This is a genomic window from Streptomyces odontomachicola, from assembly GCF_039605595.1.
Lineage (GTDB): Bacteria > Actinomycetota > Actinomycetes > Streptomycetales > Streptomycetaceae > Streptomyces.
In genome coordinates this window covers 237,277-258,478 of record NZ_JBCFOK010000008.1, presented here as the reverse complement: position 1 = coordinate 258,478, position 21,202 = coordinate 237,277, and the positions used below count along the sequence as shown (strand labels likewise).

Sequence of the window (21,202 nt, the reverse complement as noted above, 5' to 3'; positions counted from 1 at the left end):
CGCATTCCCTTTGGGGCACATCCCGGGACCCGGAGTTTCCGGCCACCTCGTACGGAGCCGCAGGTCAGAGCCGTGATCAGTTGTGGTAGAGGGCCTCGATCTCGACCGCGTACGCGTTCTCGATCGCCTTCCGCTTCAGCTTCAGCGAGGGCGTCAGCAGACCGCTCTCCTCGGTGAACTGGGCCGCCAGTATCCGGAAGGTGCGGATCGACTCGGCCTGCGAGACCTGGGTGTTGGCCGCGACCACGGCCCGCCGGATCTCGGTCTCCAGGTCGGAGTCGCGCACCAGCTCGGCCGGCTGGAGCTCGGGCTTCTCGCGCATCTGGAGCCAGTGCTGCACGGCCTCGGGATCGAGGGTGACCAGGGCCGAGACGTACGGCCTGTCGTTGGCGACCGCGATGCACTGGGCGACCAGCGGGTGCGCCCGTACCCGCTCCTCCAGCGGCACCGGCGAGAGGCTCTTGCCCCCCGAGGTCACCAGGATCTCCTTCTTGCGGCCCGTGATGGTGAGGTAGCCGTCCTCGTCCAGCGAGCCCAGGTCGCCGGTGGCGAGCCAGCCGTCGTGCAGGGTCTCCTGGGTGGCCTTGGGGTTGTTCAGATAGCCCTGGAAGATCTGCCCGCCGTGCAGCCAGATCTCGCCGTCGTCCGCGATGTGGATGGTCGTCCCGGGGATCGGGCGTCCGACGGTGCCGAAGCGGGTCTGCTCCGGCGGATTGGCCACCGAGGCGGCGGTCGACTCGGTCAGCCCGTACCCCTCGAAGATCCGCATCCCGGCGCCGTCGAAGAACAGCCCCAGGCGGCGCTCCATCGCGGAGCCGCCGGACATGGCGTGCCGGCACTTGCCGCCCATCGCCTGCCGCAGCTTGTGGTAGACGGTCTTGTCGAAGAACTGGTGCTGGAGCCTGAGCGACGCGCTCGGCCCCGGACCCGTGCCGAAGCTCTTGGCCTCGGCCGCCTCCGCGTAGCGCACCGCCACGTCCACGGCCTTCTCGAAGACGCTGAGCTTGCCCTGGAGTTCGGCCTTGCGGCGGGACGCCTGGAAGATCTTCTCGAAGAGGTGCGGCACCGCCTGCACGAAGGTCGGCTTGAACTCGGCCAGGTCCGGCAGCAGCGCGGAGGCCGCCATCACCGGCTGGTGCCCCAGCTTCACCCGGCCCCTGATCGCCGCGACCTCCACCATCCGCCCGAAGACGTGCGCGAGCGGCAGGAACAGCAGCAGGGAGGCGGGCTCGCCCGGCTTGGAGCGGAACACCGGGTCGTACTTGCCGACGATGTTGTCCGCCTCGGCCATGAGGTTCGCGTGCGAGATGACGCAGCCCTTGGGGCGGCCCATGGTGCCCGAGGTGTAGATGATCGTGGCGACCGTGTCCGGGGTCAGGGCGCGCCGGTGCCGGTGCACCACCTCGTCGTCCAGGCCCTCGCCCGCGCGGCTCAGCTCGCCCTCGGCGTCCGCGTTGAGCTGCCACAGCCGCTTGAGCCGGGGGAGCCTGTCGATCACCGAGGCGATGGTCATCGCGTGGTCGTCGTGCTCCACGACAGCGGCGGAGACCTCCGCGTCGTGCAGCATCCAGCACACCTGCTCGGCGGAGGACGTCGGGTAGACGGGCACCACCTGGGCGCCGATGGTCCACAGCGCGAAGTCGAAGAGCGTCCACTCGTAGCGGGTGCGCGACATGATCGCGACGCGGTCGCCGAACCTGATGCCCTCGGCCAGCAGGCCCTTGGCCAGCGCCATGACCTGGTCGCGGAAGGTGGCGGCCGGGACGTCCTGCCAGGTGCCCGCCGCGTTCTTGCGGGCCAGCGCGATCCGCTGCGGGTCGTCGTCCGCGTACTCGAAGACGACGTCAGCCAGCCCGCCGACCTGGGGCGCCGTTGCCACGGGCGGGACGGTGAACTCGTGCACGGGGGTGCTCCTCGACATTCCTGACGTGCTGTATGACACACAGCGCGAGCGACCGTATCTGATACACCGCGTCGAAGGGAGGGGCGTCATCGCTGGTCACGGCGGGCAATTGGGGGCACAACGGAACGCCTGTGCCCCCTCGTTGCGAGGTGGCCGGAATATCTGCACGGAACCTCCGCGAGCGGGGCCCTGCCGGGGCTGGGGAGGGTCTGAGGGCAGGGTCCCGTCGATCTTGAGGGCCGGGTCCGCCGAGCCTGCGCGTCGCGCCGGAAGAAGACTTCCGTACCGTGGTATCCGCCCGGCACGACCGGCCGGGGCCACCGCAGAGTACCGAGGGAGATCATGCGCCGCCTAGCACGACTGGTCGACCCGTACATCCTCCTGCTCGTCGGGACCGTCGTCCTCGCCGTGCTGCTGCCCGCGAGCGGCGGCGTCGCGGTGGGCTTCGGATGGGCCACCAAGATCGCCGTCGGGCTGCTGTTCTTCCTGTACGGCGCCCGGCTCTCCACCCGCGAGGCCGTGGACGGACTGCGCCACTGGCGGCTGCACCTGGCCGTGGTGGCCTGCACCTTCGCGGTCTTCCCACTGCTCGGTATGGCCTCGCACGGCCTCGTCCCGTACGTGCTGAGCCCCGAGCTCCAGAGCGGACTGCTCTTCCTGTGCCTCGTGCCGTCCACGGTGCAGTCGTCCATCGCCTTCACCTCGATCGCGCGGGGCAACGTCCCCGCGGCGATCTGCGCGGGCACCTACTCCAGCCTGCTCGGCATGGTGATCACGCCGCTGCTGGTCGCCTGGCTCATCGGCGGGCAGGCCGCGCTCAGCGCCGACGGGCTGCTGGGCATCGCCTGCCAGCTCCTCGCGCCGTTCATCGCCGGGCAGGTGCTGCGCCGCTGGATCGGCGGCTTCCTCACCCGCAACAAGCGCGTGCTGGGCTACGTGGACCGCGGCTCCGTGCTGCTCGTCGTCTACACCGCCTTCAGCCAGGGCATGACCGAGGGCATCTGGGGCCAGGTGACCCCGCTGCGGCTGCTGGCGCTGGTGGGCGTCGAGGCGGTGCTGCTGGCCGTGATGCTGTGCCTGACCTGGTACGGGGCGCCGCGGCTCGGCTTCGTGCGCGAGGACCGGATCGCGATCACCTTCGCCGGGTCGAAGAAGTCGCTGGCGGCGGGGTTGCCGATGGCGTCCGTGCTTTTCGGCGCGCACGCGAGTCTCGCTGTGCTGCCGCTGATGCTGTTCCATCAGATGCAGTTGATGGTCTGTGCGGTCCTCGCGCGGCGGTGGTCGCCGCGCGAGGGAGAGCCTGCGGATGAGGGGCCGGTACGTGATGAGGGAGCCCCCTCGCTGGCTGACGCGTCTTCGCACTGAGGGCTTTTGCGTGGTGCCTCGCTTTGGGCGGTGGGCCCGAGCCTTTGCGCTTTGACCGCCGACGGCCGCCGAACGTGGTTGCTTTCCGCTGCGGCGGGATGCGGGTGGGTGGTTCCGACTGCCTTGTGAGTGACGGCCCGCCCTACGACGCTCCGCGCCTCCGGTCGGGCCTTGCCCGGTCTGCGGCGTCCGCAGGTTGGGTGTCCGCCTCCCGTTTGAGCTGTGGGCAATCGTTCCGCAGGGGCGGAACGGGTGGGCACAGCGGACCGCAGCCCCTGCTCCCGCCCCGCCCCGTACGCAACGGGGTCGCCTCCGCCCCTACGGGCTCAGCCTGTCCATGGGCAGGTGCAGGAGGTCGCCTGAGGGCGTGCGCACCCGTACCTCGTCCACCGCGCCGGTGAACTCCGCCCGGGCGTCCACCCGTTGGCCCACGTGGACACCGAAGGGGGAGCCCTCGGTGACCGTGCCGCGCACGCCGGGCTTCTCCGAAGTCGTGGCGTCCGCCGTCAGGCGCAACGTGCCGTCCGCCGCGCGGCGCAGCTCCGCGCGGTGCCAACCCCCGTCGGAGAACGGCACCTTCACCGAGAGCTCGGTGATGCCCTCGGGCGTGCGCACCGCCGCGTTCAGCGCACCGTGCGCGGGATCCCCGACCAGCCGCACATGGGGCTGAGCCCCCACCCCGCCCATCCAGAGCAGCGGCTGCTCACCAGCCGAAGCGGTGGAGCGGAACCACAGGGAGGCCGTGAACGGCCGCTCGCCCAGGGGGAGTTCGCGCCGGAAGGGCAGGCGGACCGCGTCGTCCACACCGTCGAAGGCCAGGGCGTCGCCGAAACGGCCCGAGACGCGGCGGGCCCCGCCCAACACCGCGGCGGGCCGCGCCCCGGGCGCGAGATCCGGCGTCCTCGGATCGGGCCCGCGCCGCGGCCCCAACCACGACTCCGTGAAGCGCGCGAACCGCATCTCGTCGCGGGCGTCGACTGGACCCGCCTCGTAGAAGAGCCCCGCGTGCGCCGCATCGGCCCGCACCAGATCCGAGTAACCGGACCAGTCGCGCGTCACCACCCGCCCGCGGTCGGCGCCCTCCCAGCTCCGGCCCTCGTCCCAGGAGCTGCGGATCATCATCGTGCGGCGCCGCTCGGGATCGGCCGGCGCGGACAGCAGCATCCTGCCGGGCCCGAAGGGGAGGACGGAGCCCTGGACTTGGGGGGTGTAGAGGGAGGGCAGCGCGCGGAAGGGGGCGGTGAAGGTCGCGCCCCCGTCGCGGCTCACCGTCGCCGTACGGTGGCCCAGATCCGTACCCCCGGTCTCCCGCGCCGAGACGTACAGCGAGCCGTCCCGCCGCTCGGCGAGCGTCAGCTCCTGCGGCTTCTGCCGGATGCCGCCGTCGGCCCCGTACGGGTAGGTGTCGGTGGCGCCCACCCTCCAGGAGCGGCCGCCGTCGTCGCTGTAGGCGAGCGCGGCGTGGGCGTGTGTCAGCTCCGTGCCGTGCGCGCTCTCCGCGTTCAGGCCCACGACCAGGCGGCCCGCGTGCCGGCCGTGCCGTAGCTGGATCGCGTGTCCGGGGCCGGTCGCGTACCAGGCGTTCCACGACGGCGGCCTGAGCTGGTCCGTCAGCTCGCGCGGCCGTGACCAGGTGCGGCCGTCGTCGTCGCTGTGCTGGAGGTGGGGCCTGCGGTCGCACGGCAGCTCGCAGTTGCGGCCGTCGCCGCGGCCCCTGTTGTACGTCTCGGCGAGCAGGATCCGCCCGGTGCGCCGGTCCACCACCGGCGCGGGGTTGCCGTGGGTGTCGCCGCCGCCCTGGTTGATCACCTGGAGCGGGCCCCAGGTGCGGCCGCCGTCGGTGGAGCGCTTCAGTACGAGGTCGATGTCGCCCGCGTCGGAGCAGTCGTCCACCCGGCCCTCGGCGAAGGCCAGCAGGGTGCCGCGCTCGGTGCGTACGGCGGCCGGTATACGGAAGCAGGCGTAGCCCTTCTCGTCGGAGGGCTTGAAGAGGACCTGTTCCTCGAAGGGGGCGTCAGCGGACCGGGGTGCGGCGCCGGCCGGCGCCGTGGCGGTGAGCAGGCCGCCGAGGACCGCCAGGGAGGAGAGGAGGGTGACCGGGAGGGCCGGTCTGCGAGGTCTGCGGGAGCTGCGGGGTCTCTGTGGCACGGGGTGCGTCATGCGTTCGTCCCTTCACACGACGAACGACATGGGATGTCCCATGTCGTGAGCCGGAAGGTACGACCGGGGCATGAACCGGACAAGTCGACGCGCAGCCGCGCCACGCGGAGTTCTCCGGGAAGGGCCCGGCCGGCGCAGGGGGCGCTCCCCGCCGGCCGGGCCGGATCCCGTGCAGCGGGCCGCCGCTCAGGCGCCGCCCGCCGGAGCGGGGAGCGCGATGCGGTGCTCTCCCGCGTACACGTTCATGTTGGCGCCGCGCAGGAAGCCGACCAGGGTCAGGCCCGTCTCCTCGGCCAGGTCCACCGCGAGTGAGGACGGCGCGGAGACCGCGGTGAGCGCGGGGATGCCCGCCATCACCGCCTTCTGCGCGAGCTCGAAGGAGGCCCGCCCCGACACCATCAGCACGGACTCGCGCAGCGGCAGCCCGTCGTTCTGGAGCGCGCGGCCGATGAGCTTGTCCACGGCGTTGTGGCGGCCCACGTCCTCCCGTACGTCGAGGAGTTCGCCCTCGTCGGAGAAGAGCGCGGCGGCGTGCAGCCCGCCGGTGCGGTCGAAGACCCGCTGCGCCGCGCGCAGCCGGTCCGGCAGCGACGCCAGCACCTCGGGGGTGAGCCGCACGCCGCCCGGGTCGATGTCCCAGCGCGCGGTGGTGCGCACCGCGTCCAGGCTGGCCTTGCCGCACAGCCCGCAGGACGAGGTGGTGTACACATTGCGCTCCAGCGCTATGTCGGGCACCGGCACACCGTCGGCGAGCCGCACATCCACGATGTTGTAGGTGTTGCCGCCGTCGTCCGTGGCGCCCGCGCAGTAGCGGATGCCCGACAGCTCGGCGGCGGCACCGAGCACGCCCTCGCTCACCAGGAAGCCCGCGGCCAGCGCGAAGTCGTCGCCGGGGGTGCGCATGGTGATGGCCAGCGGTTTCCCGTTCAGCCTGATCTCCAGCGGCTCCTCGGCGACCAGCGTGTCGGGCCGCGTCCCCACGACCCGCCCCTCGCGGATCCGGGTGACCTTCCTGCGCTCGGTGACCCGTCCCATGTGCTACTCCCGGTTCTGAACGTGCTGGTAGCCGAAGCGGCCCTTTACGCAGAGATTGCCATGGGTGACCGGGCTGTCGTGCGGCGAGGTGACCTTCACGATCTCGTTGTCCTGGACGTGGAGGGTGAGGGAGCAGCCCACGCCGCAGTACGCGCACACCGTCGTGGTCTCCGTCTGGCGCTCCTCGTCCCATGTGCCCGCGGCCCGCATGTCGAACTCGGACGTGAAGCTCAGCGCGCCCGTCGGGCACACCTCGATGCAGTTGCCGCAGTAGACGCAGGCCGAGTCGGGGAGGGGCGCGTCGTGCTCGGTGGAGATCGTCGCGTCGAAGCCGCGGCCGGCGACGGCGATGGCGAAGGTGTTCTGCCACTGGTCGCCGCAGGCGTCCACGCACTTGTAGCAGAGGATGCACTTGTCGTAGTCGCGGACGTAGAGGTCGTTGTCGATCTTGGGTCCTGAGGACTGGCGGGCCGCCTCCGCGCCGAAGCGGGCCGGGTCCGCCTCGTATTCCGTGAGCCATTCGTCTGCGCGTGGCGTGGTGCTCAAGTCCGTGGAGGACGCGAGGAGTTCGAGTACCAGGCGGCGGCTGTGTCGGGCGCGTTCGGTGCCGGTGCGGACCTCCATGCCCTCCTCGGCGCGGCGCGAGCAGGCCGGTACGAGGGTGCGCGCGCCCTCCACCTCCACCATGCACACGCGGCAGGCGTTCTTCGGCGTGAGGGTGTCGCCCTGGCAGAGCGTGGGGATGTCCTTGCCCGCCGTGCGGCAGGCGTCCAGCAGCGTGGACCCCTCGGGTACGCGTACGGGGTCGCCGTCCAGGGTGAATTCCAGGAGGCGGCGCGGGGGTTCGAGCGGAACGGCGGTCATGAGTAGGCCCCCAGGCGGTCGATGGCGGATTCCACGGCGTTCCACGCGGTCTGGCCGAGCCCGCAGATGGAGGCGTCCCGCATCGCCTTCCCCACGTCGCGGAGCAGGGCGATGTCCTCGGCCGCCTCGGCGCCCCTGCGGTCCAGCAGCCGGGTCAGCGCCTCCTGCTGCCGTACGGTGCCGACGCGGCAGGGCACGCACTGCCCGCAGGACTCCTCGCGGAAGAACTCGGCGATGCGGAGGAGGAGTTGGGGGAGGGGTGTTTCGCGGCCGATGGCCAGGATGACTCCCGAGCCGAGGGTGGTGCCGGCCTCGCGGGTGCCCTCGAAGGTGAGGGGGATGTCCAGCTCGCCGGGCCCTACGAAGCCGCCCGCCGCGCCGCCGAGGAGCACCGCGCGCAGGGTGTCGGGGCGCGCGCCCGCGAGGGTGAGCAGGTCGCGGAGGGTCGCGCCGAAGGGGAGCTCGTAGACGCCGGGGTGGGGGAGGTCGCCGGAGACGCAGTACAGCTTGGGGCCCGTGGAGCCGCCGGTCCCCATCGCGGCGTACGCCTGGGCGCCGCCCGTCAGGATCGGCAGGACGTTGACCAGGGTCTCGACGTTGTTGGCCGCGGTGGGCTTGCCGAACAGGCCCTTCTCGACGGGGAACGGGGGTTTGGAGCGGGGCTCGCCGCGCAGCCCCTCCAGGGAGTTGAACAGCGCGGTCTCCTCGCCGCAGATGTACGCGCCGGCGCCGCGGCGTATCTCGATGTCGAAGGCGTAGCCGCTGCCCATCACGTCCTCGCCGAGCAGGCCGCGCGCTCTCGCCTGTACGAGGGCGTTCTCCAGGTGCCGCAGTGCGCGCGGGTATTCGCCGCGCAGGTAGAGGTAGCCGAGGTGGGCGCCGGTGGCGTAGCCCGCGATGGTCATCGCCTCGACCAGCGCGTACGGGTCGCCCTCCATCAGCACACGGTCCTTGAAGGTGCCGGGCTCGGACTCGTCCGCGTTGCACACCAGGTAGTGGGGGTGGGCGGGCTGCGAGGCGGTGGCCTGCCACTTGCGGCCTGTGGGGAAGGCCGCGCCGCCCCTGCCCAGCAGGCCGGCGTCGGTGACCTCGCGGATCACGCCGGCGGGGCCGAGGGCGAGGGCGCGGCGGAGGGCCGCGTAGCCGCCGTGTGCGCGGTAGTCGTCGAGGGAGAGGGGGTCGGTGGTGCCGACGCGGGAGAGGAGAGTGAGGGCTGGGTCGCCGGACTGGGGTACGGCGGTTGCGGGGTTCGGTTCTGCGGGGGCTGCCTCCGTGGCGCGGGCTGCGGCGATGACTTCGCCCGGAGTGGTCGGCGCCAGTGCCGCTGTGGCGCGGGGCTTTTCCCCTGCCCCGCCCCTTCCCGAAACCGGGGGAGCGCCCCCGGACCCCCCTCGGGGGCTGCGCCCCCGAACCCCTGCTGGCTGGGGGTCTGTTGAGCCCTCGTACGGGATCTCGTCTGGGTCCGCGTCCGGCCCCGCCCTCACCACCAACGCCGCCGGCGCCCTGTCGCACAGCCCCAAGCACGGGCTCGGGTGCCACGCCGCGCCGTCGCGGGGCTCGCCCGCGGGGCCGAAGTCCCGCTCCATGGCCTTCCGCAGGGAGGAACCACACGCCAGGTCCGTGCACACATGCACCGTCGTCGCCGGCCGCGGCTTCACCGAGAACATCGCGTAGAACGTGGCCACCCCGTACGCCTCCGCCGGGGGAACCGTCAGGCGGCGGCACAGGTAGGCGAGGCCGCCCTCGCTGATCCAGCCGACGCGGTCGTTCAGCGCGTGCAGTCCTGGAAGCAGCAGGTCACGGCGTTCCCGGGCGTCCCGCCCGCCGCGCGCCCAGCGCAGGTCGCTGTCGCTGCGGTCGTCCGCGCCCTCCCATGCGGACTCCGGCGGGCCCAACAGGGCGTCCACCGCCCCGCGTTCCTCGTCCGTCGGCTTGCCGTCGCCGAAGTGCAGGTCCATGGCGGCTCCTCAGCCCACTCGAACGGGTCGGGACAGCGTCTCGGGCAGCTTCTCCACGCGGATCGCCGACGCCTTGAACTCCGCCGTCCCCGCGATCGGGCAATTGGCCTCGATCGTGAGGGAGTTGGTGTCCACCTCGTCGGGGAAGTGCATCGTCATGAAGGCGAGCCCGGGCCGCAGACCGGTGTCCACCCACACCGGCGCGCGCACCGTGCCGCGCCGCGACACGACCCGCACCTCCTCGTCCGGCTCGACCCCGTACCGCGCCGCGTCCTCCGGACTCAGCTCCACGTACTCGCCGCGCCGCAGCGGCGACGCGAAACTCCCGCTCTGCACGCCGGTGTTGTACGAGTCGAGGCGGCGGCCCGTCGTCAGTCGCAGGGGGTACTCGTCGTCGGTCAGGTCCACGGGCGGGTCGTGGTGCACGATGCCGAAGGGGGCGCGTGCGCCGCGCCGCTCCGGGTCCCGGTCCCACAGGCGTCCGTGCAGGTACGAGGGCTCGAGCCGCTCCGTGCTGGGGCAGGGCCACTGGATGCCGCGGTGCTCGTCGAGCCGCTCGTACGTCATGCCGTAGTGGTCGGGCGAGAGCGAGCGCAGCTCGTCCCACACCGCGCGCGTGTCCTCGAACTTCCAGTCGTGGCCCAGGCGTTGGGCAAGGTCGCAGAGGATGTCGATGTCCTCGCGCGCCTCGCCCGGCGGCGCCAGCGCCTTGCGCACCCGCTGCACACGCCGCTCGCTGTTGGTCGTGGTGCCGTCCGTCTCCGCCCACGCGGCCGTCGCGGGGAGCACGATGTGCGCCAGCTCGGCGGTCCTCGTCAGGAAGATGTCCTGCACGACGAGGTGGTCGAGGGCGCGCAGATGCTCCACCGCCTGCTCGCTGTCGGCCTCGGACTGGGCCGGGTTCTCGCCGATGCAGTACACGGCGCGGAGCGCTCCGGTGCCCATGGCGGCGAACATGTCGGTGAGGTTCAGCCCGTACCGCGGCTGGATCGGGGACTCCCACGCGGCCTCGAACTTCTCCCGCGTGACCGGGTCGAGGAGGTCCTGGAAGCCGGGCAGCCGGTTGGGGATCGCGCCCATGTCGCCGCCGCCCTGCACGTTGTTCTGCCCGCGCAGGGGCTGGAGTCCGGCGCCGTACCGGCCGACGTGTCCGGTCAGCAGGGACAGGTTGATCAGCGCGCGCACGTTGTCGGTGCCGTTGTGGTGCTCGGTGATGCCCAGGGTCCAGCACAACTGGGCGCGTTCGGCGGTCGCGTACGCGTGCGCGAGGTCGCGGATCGCGTCGGCCGGTACGCCGGTGACCTGCTCGGCCGCGGACAGCGTCCAGGGCTCGACCTCGGCGGCGTACTCCTCGAAACCGCTGGTGGCGCGGTCGATGAAGGTGCGGTTCGCCAGGCCCGCGTGGATGATCTCGCGGCCGATCGCGTGCGCGAGCGGGATGTCGGTGCCGACGTTCGGGCCGAGCCAGCTCTCCGCCCAGGCGGCGGTCGAGGTGCGGCGGGGGTCCACGGCGTACATCCGCGCGCCGTTGCGGATGCCGCGCAGGACGTGCTGGAAGAAGATCGGGTGCGCGAAGCGGGCGTTGGAGCCCCACATCACGATCACGTCGGTGTGCTCGACCTCCTCGTACGAGGAGGTGCCGCCGCCCGAGCCGAAGGCGGCGGACAGCCCCGCGACGCTGGGGGCGTGGCAGGTGCGGTTGCACGAGTCCACGTTGTTGGTGCCCATGACGACGCGGGCGAACTTCTGCGCCACGTAGTTCATCTCGTTGGTCGCGCGGGCGCAGGAGAACATGCCGAAGGCGTCCGGGCCGTGGGCTTCGTGGGTGCGGCGGAAGCCGTCCGCTGCTCGCTCCAGGGCCTCTTCCCAGGTGGCCCGGCGGAAGGGTTCGTCGCGGGTGTCGCGTACGAGGGGGTGGGTGAGGCGCGTGTAGTCCTTCTGCTTGCCGCGTGCGCGCTGCTGCCGTGGGTTCTTCGGGATCTTCGAGGTCATCGCGTGGTGCTCCTCGGCTTGAATCGCGGTCGTCGTCGCATACGTCGCGTACGTCGCGGGCCTCGGGCTCTAGGCCGCCGGGGCCGGGTCCCTGAGGGTGCGGGAGAGCAGGTCGGTCACCGCGTGGATCGCGCAGAGCTTCGGGACCGGGGTGCCGGTGAGCGCGGCCAGCTCCACCACGGCGGCGAGCAGCACGTCGAGTTCGAGCGGGCGGCCGCGTTCCAGGTCCTGGAGCGTGGAGGTCTTGTGCTCGCCGACGCGCTCGGCCCCGGCGAGGCGCTTCTCGACGGAAACGCCGGGTTCGCAGCCCAACGCCCGGGCCACGGCGAGGGTTTCGTGCATCATCGTCGCCACGAGCGCGCGGGTGTCCTGGTGGCGGCAGATCTGCGCCATGGTCGCGCGGGAGAGCGCGCTGAGCGGGTTGAACGCGATGTTGCCCAGCAGCTTGACCCACACGTCGTTGCGGATGTCGTCCTCGACGGGGCACTTGAGGCCGCCGGCGCGCAGGGCTTCCGCGAACGCGTCGCAGCGGCTGGGACGGGTTGTGTGGGGCTTCGGCTCCCCGATGGAGAACCGGGTGCCTTCCACGTGGCGTACGACGCCGGGGGATTCGAGTTCCGTGGCCGCGTACACCACGCAGCCGATCGCGCGCTCCGGGGGCAGGACGGCGCTGACCCGGCCTCCCGGGTCGACGGCCTCGATGCGGCGGTTCTCGTACGGGCCGCCGAGGCCGTGGAAGTACCACCACGGGATGCCGTTCTGCGCGGCGACGATCGCCGTGCGGTCGTGGAGGAGCGGGGCCACGAGGGGGCCGCACTCCGCGTACGCGTTGGCCTTCAGGCCGAGGAACACGTAGTCGGCCGGCCCGATCGCCGCCGGGTCGTCCGTCGCGTGCACGCGCGCGGTGAAGTCGCCGCGCGGGCTGCGTACGTGGACGCCGCGGTCGCGCATCGCCGCCAAGTGCGGGCCGCGCGCGAGCAGATGGGTCTCGACGCCGGCGCGGTGCAGCGCGGCCCCGACATAGGCACCGATGGCTCCGGCACCGACGACTGCGACCTTCATGGAGCTCTCCGTCCGTCTGTCCGGGAGGCTGAGCGAGGCGATGGAATACTGTATACAGACGACGAGTTGGGCCGACAAGGCTTTTGACGGCTGCGCGTGTGTGGTTGCTTCGCGTCTTGACCGCCGGTCGGGTCCGCGTGTGGTCGCTTCTCGCTGCGGCGGGATTCGGGTGGGTGGTTGCGCCCGACTCGTGAGCGACGGCCCGCCCTACGACGCTCCGCGCCTCCGGCCGGGCCTCCGCCTGGTCTGCGGCGTCCGCGAAGGGGTGCGTACGAGCAGTCGCGACTGGCCGTGGGGCTCAGTCGCCCAATGAGGCGAGCGCCGCCGTGATGAGCTCGCGTGCTTCGGCCCCGTATACGGCCATGCGGCCGAGCTCCTCGAAGGCCTGGGCGTAGACGGCGACTTCGCTCGGCTGGGTGAGGGTGACGGCCGCGCTGAGTGAGTCGGCGTGCACCCGGTCGCGGTCGAAGATCGTGAAGGTTTCCAGCGGCCACATGCTGCGTTGGGTGCCGAACGGGATGATCCCGAGTGAGACGGACGGCAGCGCCATCGACGAGAGCAGCGCTCCGAGCTGGGCGGCCATCGCGTCGGCGTCGCCGACGCGATGCCGCAGGACGGACTCCTCGATCAGTACGGCGAATCGGTGGTCGCCGCGGGTGGTCACGCGGGAGCGCTCCATGCGGGCGGCGACCGCCTCGCGCACGTCGTCGGGGGTGCCGCGGAAGGCCGCGATGGAGGACAGGAGCGCGGTGGCGTAACCGGGGGTCTGGAAGAAGCCGGGGATGACGTTGGAGCAGTACACGCGGAAGTTGCGGGTGCGCTCGTACAGCGGCACCCAGGACTCCTGGAGCTGGCGGAGCCCGCTGCGCTGGAGACGCTTCCACTCGACGTGCAGGGAGTCGGCCTGGCGGCCGGCCGCGATGAGGTCCGGCGCCTGTTCTTCGGCGTCGCATGCGTGGCACCAGGCGCGGATGTCGGCGTCGGAGGGAGGGGTCTTGGCGTGCTCGATCCGGGAGGACTTGGACTCGCTCCAGTGGCACCGGGCCGCCAGCTCACGCGCCGTGATCCCAGCATCGAGCCGCAGGTCGCGCAGGCGGGCGGCGAGAGACTCCCGCGCTTCTTGCACGCGGGCCGGGGGATGCGGGGGCATGGGCTGGCTGTCCGGTCTTTCCGTGTTCAGACTTCGTACGCTTCGTGCGGGATCGCGCGCTTCCACACCGCCTCGAACGCCGTGGCGCAGAGCTTCACCGTAGCCGCGTCGTCGGTGAGCTCGTCCTCGACGACGTCCCCGTCACCTGAGAAGTGATGGATGCGCAGCAGAGCGCCGTCGAAGCACCAGTAGTCGTTGCCCGGCAAGGCCAGGTCAGAGGCCAACCGGCGCGGCAGCCAGCGGACTTGCTCACCGGCCGTCACGTTGGCGCGGGTGACGTAGTGCTCCCACCGGATGTACTCGCTCACCGGCTCCGAGACGATGCGGGCCCGCCGGACCGCCACGCCGCGTGCGACGGTGTCCGCGATCAGCTGGTCGTAAGGGTGCCACCAGGATGCGCGGTCCTCCCAGTCGATCCGCTCGCCGCGCCTCCACGCCTCGAAGCGTTCGTTGGTCGCGTAGCTGTCGCGCATCTCCAGGTGCACGGCCGAGTACCGGCACCGGCTCAGCAGTTCACCGAAGCTCGGGACGCTCATCGAGGGCATCGCACGCCTTCCTGATCAACGGCACCATGCGGGCCGGAATCCGCACGATGGCCTCGCTCTCGGGGACCGGCCCCTTCGCCGGACTGGCCGCCTCGCACGCGGCCCGCACCGGATCCGTCGGCTTCCAGCCCTGCACCAGAAGTTCGCCCGCCTCGCGGTCCGTCCACACCGTAGGGCAGTGATCGCGATCGGTATCGGGATCGATGCCGATGAATTCCACGGACATGCCTGCCTCCCACCCGAGCACTTGCTCTGACTTGCACAACAGTTGCGCTGAACTGAACCCCCGTCAATGCTCCGAACTGCAGCGACAATGGGTGAGCAAGTCAGTGCAAGTTCGTGGCTGCCGCCCCGCCTTTCTCCCTAGCGTCAGCGGCATGGCGACCGCTCAGGCGGTGCACGAGGTGCCGTCGGCCGCGCCGGGAGTTGAGACATGGACAGCACGACAGCGCCGGATATCGGAACCCTGGCCGTCGACACGAAGACCGGCCGCATGGGCGAAGTCATGGACCACGCGGGCGGATGCGTACAGCTTCGCCCCCCGGGCGGCGGGCGTGAGTGGGACGCCGACCCGGGCTGTCTCCGCCCGGCGGAGGAGACGGAGCGAGGCCGCGCCGCATGATCCCCGCACGGCGCGCTCCGCTCTCCCCCCCAATGCCGGCTCGGCCTGTGTGAGCTGTGTCCGGGCGACAACGTCCCGATCTACGCCCCGGGGCAGCGGGCCCCCGGAGAGCCCCCGGTCGAGGTGTTGCGGTGCGGGCATGGGTGCGGGCATGGCGGCGGTGTCCGCAGCAGGCCGGTCAGCTCAGAGGTAGGTCCGTGCCCCGGCAAGGAGGCTCACCCCGTGAACAACTGGGCCGCCTTCTGGGCCAGTTCGTACAGGCCGTAAGCCAGGGGGAGGCCCACCCACAGCCACGCGAAGGTGATCAGGCCCCTTCGGCGGGGTGGTGTGTCAGTGGTCATCTGCTGTGGCCTCCTTCGTGGCGGGCGCCGTGTCGCGTACGTGGTGCCTCGCGTGCACCGGGCGGATCAGCTCGTTGGCTACGAAGCCCAGGACGAGGAGGCCCGTCATGACGGTCAGGGACGTGCCGTACAGGACGGGCCCGGAGCCGCCGGTGGACTCCGCGGAGTCGGCCAGCCGGTTCACGAGGAGGGGGCCCAGTACGCCCGCCGTCGACCACGCGGTCAGCAACCGCCCGTGGATCGCGCCGACCTCGTACGTACCGAAGAGATCGCGCAGATACGCGGGCAGCGTCGCGAACCCGCCTCCGTAGAACGACAGCAGCACCAGCGCGCAGCAGATGAACAGCAGCTTCGAGGAGTCGCCGAGCTGGCCGAGCGCGAGGTAGAGGAGCGCGCCGGCGCCGAGGTAGACGCGGTACGTGTTCTTGCGGCCGATCACGTCGGAGGCCGAGGACCAGAGGAGGCGGCCCGCCATGTTCGCGAGCGAGAGCAGGGCGACGAAGCCGGCCGCCGCGGACGCCGTCACCGGCGTGTCCGTAGCGGAGAAGAAGTCGGTGATCATCGGTGCGGCCTTCTCCAGGATGCCGATGCCCGCGGTGACGTTGGCGCACAGAACCACCCACAGGCACCAGAACTGGGGCGTGCGGAGGGCGCTGCGCGCCGAGACGCGGGGAGTCCCGGCGGCCGCGGAATCGCTGATGGGCGCCTGCGCCGCGCCCGGAGGCCGCCACCCCTCGGGCGGCACCCGCACCAGCAGCACGCCGAGTGCCATGAACGCCGCGTACACCAGGCCGTGTACGAGGAAGGCCGCGGCGATCCCGTTGCGGTCGGAACCGAAGCCGTCCAGCATCTGCGCCGACCACGGCGAGGCGATCAGCGCGCCGCCGCCGAAGCCCATGATGGCGATGCCGGTCGCCGTTCCGGGTCTGTCCGGGAACCACTTGAGGAGTGTGGACACCGGCGAGATGTAGCCGATGCCGAGCCCGATGCCGCCGACGAGCCCGTAGCCGAGCACGATCAGCCAGAACTGGCCCGTCGCCGCGCCCAGCGCGGACAGCAGGAAGCCGGAGGAGAAGCAGACGAGGGAGACGGTCATGGCCCAGCGGGGGCCGCGGCGTTCGACGAGGGTGCCGCCGAAGGCCGCCGAGAGGCCCAGCATCACGATGCCGAGCTGGAAGGGGAGGGCGCTGGCCGTGCCGGAGAGTCCGAGCGCCGATTCCAGCGGCGGTTTGAACACGCTCCACGCGTAGGCCTGTCCGATGGCGAGGTGCACCGACAGCGCGGCGGGCGGCACCAGCCAGCGGCTCCAGCCGGGTGGGGCGACGCTGCGGGAGCGGTCGAGTATGCCGGGGGTCATGGTCACGGACCCTAGAGAGCGGGTGCGGCTCCTGGCCAGATGTAAGTCATTCAACTTCTGCGTGTTCACGCCCCGTTGAGACGCGCCGAGAGCGCGTGCGCCGCCTCCCGTACCGCCTCGATCACCTCGGGCAGCGCCTCGGGCGGCATCCGGAAGACCGGCGCCGACACGTTGACCGCCGCCGCCACCGCGCCGCGGTGATCGTGTACGGGCACGGCCACGCCCACCAGCCCCGGCTCGTACTCCTCGGCGGCCACCACGTACCCCCGCGTCCGCTCGCCGCGCAGCCGCTCCAGGACCGACTCGGCGTCGCGCGGGGCGTGTTCGGTGCCGGGCAGCGGTTCGCCGCCGGTGCCGAGGAGCGCCGACACCTCGCTCTCGGGCAGGCCGAGGAGCAGCGCCCGCCCCGCCGACGTGCAGTTCAGCGGTGAACTGCGGCCGATCCACTCGTGCGCCTGGAGGCTGCGCGAGGTGCGTTCGGTGAGCACCGTGACCACGCTGTGGCCGGAGAGCACGGTGAGGTAGGCGGGTTCGCCGAGCCGGTGCACGAGCTCGCGCAGCACCGCCGGCGCCTCCCGCCGGAGGCGGTCCTCGCCGGCCGAGGCGGCGAGCGCGAGGAGCTGCCAGCCGAGGCGGTACTCCATCGTGCGCGGGTCCCGCTCCGCGAAACCGGCCTCGGCCAGCGCCTTGAGCGTGCGCGAGATCTGCGTCTTCTCCTTGCCCAGCGCCTCGGCGACCGTCTGCACCCGCATCGGGCCCTGGCCGAGTACCCGGAGTACGTCCAGCGCGCGGTGCACGCTGCTGAGCCCCGAGGGGGCGACGGGTCCGGTGTCCGCGCTGGTCACGCCCGCTTCCGCGTCGTTCGTCATGGGCACAGGGTGCCATGTCGGCGTGCGTATGGAGCAACAGCCGTTGTCGGATCTGCACGCGAGCTGCCTAGGGTCGCGTGCATGTGCGGAATCGCAGCCATGTACAGGACGAGGACGGACCGAGGTACGAGCACTACGAGCACTACGAGTGAGGGGCGCGGCACGGAGTGCGGCGCGGGCGCGGGCCCCGCGCGCATGCTCGACCGCCTGGCGCACCGCGGCCCCGACGACAGCGGAGCGCTCGCCGTGGGCCCGCGCTCCTGGCTCGGCCACCGGCGGCTGTCGATCGTGGACCTGGACGGCGGGCGGCAGCCGCTGACCGGCGGGTACGGGGAGGGCCGCGACTGGGCCCTCGTCTGCAACGGCGAGATCTACAACCACGCCGAGCTCCGTACCGAACTGGGCGAGGGCCGCTTCGCCTCCTCCTCCGACTCCGAGGCGGCGCTGGTGCTGCTCCGCGAGCGGGGGCCCGGCGCGCTGGAGCGGCTGCGCGGCATGTGGGCGCTGTGCGCCGCGACGCCCGACGGCCGCTTCGTCGCGGCCCGCGACCGCATCGGCATCAAGCCGCTGTACTGGGCGAGGACCGAGGACGCGGTGTACTTCGCCTCCGAACTCCGCGCCTTCGACGCCGAGTTGCTGCCGTACGCGGAGATCTTCCCGCCAGGATGCCACTGGACGCCGGAGGACGGGCTGCGGCGGTTCGCCGACCCCGTACCCGCGCCGGAGGACGGCGTGAGCTGGGAGGACGTGCCGGAGGAGACCGTGGAGAAGGCGACGTACGAGGTCGTCGCTGACTCGGTGCGGCGGCATCTGATGGCGGACGTCGAGGTCGGCGTCTTCCTGTCGGGCGGGCTCGACTCCAGCCTGGTCGCCGCGGTCGCGGCGGACGCGTACGCGGAACGGGGCCGGCGTCTGAAGACCTTCGCCGTCGGTACGGAGGGCTCGCCCGACCTGCTGGCGGCGCGGGACGCGGCGGACTTCCTCGGTACGGAGCACCACGAGGCGCTGCTGGACGCGGGGGAGGCGGAGGCCGCGCTGGGGGAAGTGGTGGCGTGTGTCGAGTCGTTCGACGCGAGCCTGATCCGGAGCGCGGTGCCGAACTGGTTCCTGTCGCGGCTGGCCGCGCGGCATGTGAAGGCGGTGCTGACGGGGGAGGGAGCGGACGAGCTCTTCGCCGGGTACGGGTATTACCACCGGCAGCATGCCGAGCCCGGGGCGCTGGACGCGGAGCTGCGCCGCACCATCGGGTCGCTGCACGGCCTGAACCTCCAGCGCTGCGACCGCGTCACGATGGCGCACGGTCTGGAGGCACGCGTGCCGTTCCTGGACGCGGAGGTGATCGGCCACGCGATGTCGCTGCCGCCTGAGTGCAAGGCCCTGGAGCAGGACGGCATGGAAAAGGGCCACCTGCGGAGGGCGTTCACCGGTTGGCTCCCGGACCGCCTCCTGTGGCGCCGCAAGGAGCAGTTCGGCACGGGCAGCGGGGCGGAGGGGGTGTTGAGCCCGCTGTGGACGGCCCGCTACACGGATGCGGAGTACGAGGCGGCCTGCGCGGCCCCGGGTGCGCCGGACCTCCGCAACAAGGAGGAGCTCGCTTACTACGAGCAGTTCGCCCGCGCATTGCCGGGAGCCCGCCCGTCCCACGTACTGACCCGCTTCGCAACGGCGTAGCGACTCGAGCGAAGCCCGCCGACGGCTGGCGCTGGGCTGCTTCTCGCTGCGGCGGGAAGGGGGGGCTGCCGTCCGCGTGAGCGAAACCCCCTTTCCGCCGCGGCGGAAGGTGACCACCGCGGGCCGCTCCGGCGGTGGCAGTGTGGCCTGCGCAGAGGTGCAACCCCCTCCGCGCGTGCTGCAGATCACCATGTGCGGCGGTGGATCCCCCACCCGCTCTCGTAGACTGTAGACAAAAGCCAATGTCCACCGTCCACCGCACAATTGGGGGGCCGCACATGCTGTCCGCGGGACTGCCGCAGGGAGCCGTGCCCAAGCTGGAGCGGCCTGGGCCGCTGCGCGAGCGGGTGTACGGCGCGCTGCTCGAACTCATCACGACCCGGTCGCTCAAGCCGGGCCAGCACCTGGTCGAGAGCGAACTCGCCCAGCAGCTCGGGGTGTCCAGGCAGCCCGTGCGCGAGGCGCTGCAGCGGCTCAACACCGACGGCTGGGTCGATCTGCGCCCCGCGCAGGGCGCCTTCGTACACGAGCCGACGGAGGAGGAGGCCGACCAACTCCTCACCGTACGCACGCTGTTGGAGGCCGAGGCCGCACGCCTCGCCGCCGCGCACGCGGACGAGGAGGGCACCGCCGCGCTGGAGGAGCTGTGCGAGCGCGGCGAGGCCGCGGTCGCCGCCGACGAGGTGGACGCCGTCGTCGAGGCGAACGCCGCCTTCCACGCGAAGGTGATCCAACTCGCGGGCAACGCCGTGCTCGCGGAGCTCGCGGCCCAGGTGGACCGCAGGGTCAGGTGGTACTACACGCCGGTCGCCCGCCAGCGCGGCGCCCAGTCCTGGATCGAGCACCGCGAACTGATCGCCGCCATAGCGGCCGGCGACGGAGAGCGCGCCACCGCGGTGATGCGCGAACACACCGAGCACACCCGCCGCAAGTACCACAACCGCGAAAGCGACGAGGGATAGCGACGAGGGCTAACCCGCGGCGGAAGGGCGGAGGCGGCGCGTCTCCGCCCGCCTGTGCGCACCGCCCGGCGGCGCGGGCCCGCCGGGATGCCGGTGCCGCCACGCCCAGAAGACCGCGCAGGACACCGCCGCCCACGCCCCCAGCACCAGCAGCGACCGCACCGGCTGGCAGCGCGGAAAGTAGACCGCCGCGCTGAGCGCGTCCACCGCCGCGCCCTGCGGCAGCCAGCAGCCGAGCGCGGCCAGCGGCCGCGGCAGCAGCCCGGTGGGCACCGAACCCCCGCACGAGGGCGCCCCGAGCAGCACCATCAGCCCGTACGTGGGCAGCAGGGCCCAACGCCGCAGCAGCGCCCCGAACATGGTGAACACCATCCCCGAGGCGAACATCGTCAGCGACAGGATCAGCCACGGCACGGGGAACGGCATCGCCAGCACGCCCAGCCACCACTCCGCCACCGCGTAGATGCACAACCCGCCCAGCAGCGCGAACGCGGCCGTGAACCCGATCCGCTGCCCCGCGAGCAGCCCGGGCGCGTGCGCGGAGAGCTGGCCAGCGCCGAGGAAGCCGATCATGACGGCGGCGAAGGTGAGGTAGAAGAGCGCGATGCCCTTCGGATCGGACGGCTGGGGCGGGTGGACGTCGCGCACGGTGAGCCGCGCGCCGGTGTCCCGCGCCGCGTGCGGCGCGGCCTTCGCCAGCACCTCGGCCACCGAGGCGCCGGAGGCCCCCGAGGTCTCCAGCCGGAAGGCCCCGCCCGGCCGCTCGTACAGCACCGCGTAGTCCTTGCGCTGGTCGAGATGCGTGCGCGCCTCGGCGAGCGTGCGGTGTTCGTGCGGTACGAGGGAGGCGCGCAGCTCGCGGTCGAGCGCGCCGACCACGCGCCGCTCCGCCTCCGAGTCGCCGACCACGGCGACGGGGAGGGTACGGGGTTCGGGCTTGGCCATCACGTACGAGTAGGTGCCGGCGAGCAGGCCCGCGACCGCGGCGGTCAGCAGCGTCAGCACCGTCGCGGGGAACAGCGGCGTGCGGCGGAACTCCCGCCAGCGGTCGGGGAGCCGCGCGGGGCGCCCGTGCGGACGCCGCCGCCCGCGCCGGTCCCCCTGCGGGGGCTGCGGCGCGGGCGGTACGGGGCCCGAGATGCCGTCCCGCTCCGGCGTGAGCAGCGGCGCGGACATCGACCATCTCCTCGGGCGGCTCGGCGACTCGGGCACTCGGGCAGTGGCTCACACGGCGGACGAGCTCTCCATGGGGCCACGGCCCGCCGCGTGCTCGGTAGGGACCTTGTGCCCGGGCCCCGCCGCCATCCGTCCCGCTGCGCCGCCGTACCCCGTACCGCCGAACCCGT

General features: G+C 72.3%; 18 protein-coding genes. 4 read left to right on the top strand and 14 right to left on the bottom strand.

Going from position 1 to position 21,202, the window contains the following annotated elements; all coding sequences use genetic code 11:
* Positions 1–76 precede the first annotated feature (76 nt).
* On the bottom strand, positions 77–1,903 hold the full coding sequence (locus ABEE00_RS17410) for an AMP-dependent synthetase/ligase (RefSeq protein WP_345746416.1): 1,827 nt from the start codon (positions 1,901–1,903) through the stop codon (positions 77–79).
* A 342-nt stretch (positions 1,904–2,245) separates the two neighbouring features.
* On the opposite strand from ABEE00_RS17410, the gene ABEE00_RS17405 reads away from it, so the two are divergent.
* On the top strand, positions 2,246–3,268 hold the full coding sequence (locus ABEE00_RS17405) for a bile acid:sodium symporter family protein (RefSeq protein ID WP_345746415.1): 1,023 nt from the start codon (positions 2,246–2,248) through the stop codon (positions 3,266–3,268).
* 318 nt (positions 3,269–3,586) lie between these two features.
* Here ABEE00_RS17405 and ABEE00_RS17400 read toward each other — a convergent pair whose 3' ends face one another.
* The 9 genes from ABEE00_RS17400 to ABEE00_RS17360 form a co-directional block, all read right to left on the bottom strand.
* A complete protein-coding gene (locus tag ABEE00_RS17400) occupies positions 3,587–5,428 on the bottom strand; it encodes an exo-alpha-sialidase (RefSeq protein WP_451918603.1) in 1,842 nt (613 codons plus the stop codon).
* 186 nt (positions 5,429–5,614) lie between these two features.
* A complete protein-coding gene (gene fdhD / locus ABEE00_RS17395; RefSeq protein WP_345746413.1) occupies positions 5,615–6,463 on the bottom strand; it encodes a formate dehydrogenase accessory sulfurtransferase FdhD in 849 nt (282 codons plus the stop codon).
* 3 nt (positions 6,464–6,466) lie between these two features.
* Entirely contained in the window at positions 6,467–7,327 is an 861-nt protein-coding gene (locus ABEE00_RS17390) for a 2Fe-2S iron-sulfur cluster-binding protein (protein ID WP_345746412.1), read from the bottom strand.
* Positions 7,324–9,285: an NADH-ubiquinone oxidoreductase-F iron-sulfur binding region domain-containing protein gene (locus ABEE00_RS17385; RefSeq protein ID WP_345746411.1), complete on the bottom strand. Its 1,962-nt coding sequence runs from the start codon at positions 9,283–9,285 to the stop codon at positions 7,324–7,326. The genes ABEE00_RS17390 and ABEE00_RS17385 overlap by 4 nt, the downstream gene beginning before the upstream one ends.
* A gap of 9 nt (positions 9,286–9,294) precedes the next feature.
* Positions 9,295–11,277: a molybdopterin oxidoreductase family protein gene (locus ABEE00_RS17380; RefSeq protein WP_345746410.1), complete on the bottom strand. Its 1,983-nt coding sequence runs from the start codon at positions 11,275–11,277 to the stop codon at positions 9,295–9,297.
* A gap of 69 nt (positions 11,278–11,346) precedes the next feature.
* The gene (locus ABEE00_RS17375; RefSeq protein ID WP_345746409.1) at positions 11,347–12,339 is read right to left on the bottom strand and encodes a 2-dehydropantoate 2-reductase; all 993 of its coding nucleotides are present in this window, start codon (positions 12,337–12,339) and stop codon (positions 11,347–11,349) included.
* 298 nt (positions 12,340–12,637) lie between these two features.
* Positions 12,638–13,489, bottom strand: a complete 852-nt coding sequence (locus tag ABEE00_RS17370; RefSeq protein WP_345746408.1) for a helix-turn-helix domain-containing protein — start codon at positions 13,487–13,489, stop codon at positions 12,638–12,640.
* Between the two features lie 26 nt (positions 13,490–13,515).
* A complete protein-coding gene (locus tag ABEE00_RS17365) occupies positions 13,516–14,034 on the bottom strand; it encodes a DUF6879 family protein (RefSeq protein WP_345746407.1) in 519 nt (172 codons plus the stop codon).
* Complete coding sequence (locus ABEE00_RS17360; protein ID WP_345746406.1) at positions 14,003–14,260, bottom strand: hypothetical protein; 258 nt, start codon at positions 14,258–14,260, stop codon at positions 14,003–14,005. The genes ABEE00_RS17365 and ABEE00_RS17360 overlap by 32 nt, the downstream gene beginning before the upstream one ends.
* A 207-nt stretch (positions 14,261–14,467) precedes the next feature.
* On the opposite strand from ABEE00_RS17360, the gene ABEE00_RS17355 reads away from it, so the two are divergent.
* Complete coding sequence (locus ABEE00_RS17355; protein WP_345746405.1) at positions 14,468–14,656, top strand: hypothetical protein; 189 nt, start codon at positions 14,468–14,470, stop codon at positions 14,654–14,656.
* 215 nt (positions 14,657–14,871) lie between these two features.
* Here ABEE00_RS17355 and ABEE00_RS17350 read toward each other — a convergent pair whose 3' ends face one another.
* The 3 genes from ABEE00_RS17350 to ABEE00_RS17340 all read right to left on the bottom strand — a co-directional run bounded on the left by ABEE00_RS17350 (position 14,872) and on the right by ABEE00_RS17340 (position 17,223).
* Positions 14,872–14,997, bottom strand: coding sequence for an MFS transporter small subunit (locus tag ABEE00_RS17350; protein ID WP_345746404.1), 126 nt, complete (start codon positions 14,995–14,997; stop codon positions 14,872–14,874).
* On the bottom strand, positions 14,987–16,354 hold the full coding sequence (locus ABEE00_RS17345; protein ID WP_345746403.1) for an L-lactate MFS transporter: 1,368 nt from the start codon (positions 16,352–16,354) through the stop codon (positions 14,987–14,989). Before ABEE00_RS17345 ends, ABEE00_RS17350 begins: the two co-directional genes overlap by 11 nt.
* Before the next feature lie 65 nt (positions 16,355–16,419).
* Positions 16,420–17,223 carry an IclR family transcriptional regulator gene (locus ABEE00_RS17340; protein WP_345746402.1) on the bottom strand — a complete coding sequence of 268 codons (804 nt, stop codon included), beginning with the start codon at positions 17,221–17,223 and terminating at the stop codon, positions 16,420–16,422.
* A gap of 195 nt (positions 17,224–17,418) precedes the next feature.
* Between ABEE00_RS17340 and asnB the strand changes: the two genes are divergently transcribed.
* Together asnB and ABEE00_RS17330 are read left to right on the top strand one after the other, a co-directional pair.
* Positions 17,419–18,894, top strand: a complete 1,476-nt coding sequence (gene asnB / locus ABEE00_RS17335) for an asparagine synthase (glutamine-hydrolyzing) (protein ID WP_345746401.1) — start codon at positions 17,419–17,421, stop codon at positions 18,892–18,894.
* A gap of 278 nt (positions 18,895–19,172) precedes the next feature.
* The gene (locus ABEE00_RS17330) at positions 19,173–19,856 is read left to right on the top strand and encodes a GntR family transcriptional regulator (protein WP_345746400.1); all 684 of its coding nucleotides are present in this window, start codon (positions 19,173–19,175) and stop codon (positions 19,854–19,856) included.
* Between the two features lie 9 nt (positions 19,857–19,865).
* Here the strand turns inward: ABEE00_RS17330 and ABEE00_RS17325 are convergent, their stop codons facing one another.
* The gene (locus ABEE00_RS17325) at positions 19,866–21,032 is read right to left on the bottom strand and encodes an ABC transporter permease (RefSeq protein WP_345746399.1); all 1,167 of its coding nucleotides are present in this window, start codon (positions 21,030–21,032) and stop codon (positions 19,866–19,868) included.
* Positions 21,033–21,202: the final 170 nt, after the last annotated feature.

Coding starts and splice junctions, on each gene's coding strand:
- ABEE00_RS17405 (WP_345746415.1), top strand. CDS start 2,246: ATGCGCCGCCTAGCACGACTGGTCGACCCGTACATCCTCCTGCTCGTC.
- ABEE00_RS17400 (WP_451918603.1), bottom strand. CDS start 5,428: ATGACGCACCCCGTGCCACAGAGACCCCGCAGCTCCCGCAGACCTCGC.
- fdhD (WP_345746413.1), bottom strand. CDS start 6,463: ATGGGACGGGTCACCGAGCGCAGGAAGGTCACCCGGATCCGCGAGGGG.
- ABEE00_RS17390 (WP_345746412.1), bottom strand. CDS start 7,327: ATGACCGCCGTTCCGCTCGAACCCCCGCGCCGCCTCCTGGAATTCACC.
- ABEE00_RS17385 (WP_345746411.1), bottom strand. CDS start 9,285: ATGGACCTGCACTTCGGCGACGGCAAGCCGACGGACGAGGAACGCGGG.
- ABEE00_RS17380 (WP_345746410.1), bottom strand. CDS start 11,277: ATGACCTCGAAGATCCCGAAGAACCCACGGCAGCAGCGCGCACGCGGC.
- ABEE00_RS17375 (WP_345746409.1), bottom strand. CDS start 12,339: ATGAAGGTCGCAGTCGTCGGTGCCGGAGCCATCGGTGCCTATGTCGGG.
- ABEE00_RS17370 (WP_345746408.1), bottom strand. CDS start 13,489: ATGCCCCCGCATCCCCCGGCCCGCGTGCAAGAAGCGCGGGAGTCTCTC.
- ABEE00_RS17365 (WP_345746407.1), bottom strand. CDS start 14,034: ATGCCCTCGATGAGCGTCCCGAGCTTCGGTGAACTGCTGAGCCGGTGC.
- ABEE00_RS17360 (WP_345746406.1), bottom strand. CDS start 14,260: ATGTCCGTGGAATTCATCGGCATCGATCCCGATACCGATCGCGATCAC.
- ABEE00_RS17355 (WP_345746405.1), top strand. CDS start 14,468: ATGGACAGCACGACAGCGCCGGATATCGGAACCCTGGCCGTCGACACG.
- ABEE00_RS17350 (WP_345746404.1), bottom strand. CDS start 14,997: ATGACCACTGACACACCACCCCGCCGAAGGGGCCTGATCACCTTCGCG.
- ABEE00_RS17345 (WP_345746403.1), bottom strand. CDS start 16,354: ATGACCCCCGGCATACTCGACCGCTCCCGCAGCGTCGCCCCACCCGGC.
- ABEE00_RS17340 (WP_345746402.1), bottom strand. CDS start 17,223: ATGACGAACGACGCGGAAGCGGGCGTGACCAGCGCGGACACCGGACCC.
- asnB (WP_345746401.1), top strand. CDS start 17,419: ATGCTCGACCGCCTGGCGCACCGCGGCCCCGACGACAGCGGAGCGCTC.
- ABEE00_RS17330 (WP_345746400.1), top strand. CDS start 19,173: ATGCTGTCCGCGGGACTGCCGCAGGGAGCCGTGCCCAAGCTGGAGCGG.
- ABEE00_RS17325 (WP_345746399.1), bottom strand. CDS start 21,032: ATGTCCGCGCCGCTGCTCACGCCGGAGCGGGACGGCATCTCGGGCCCC.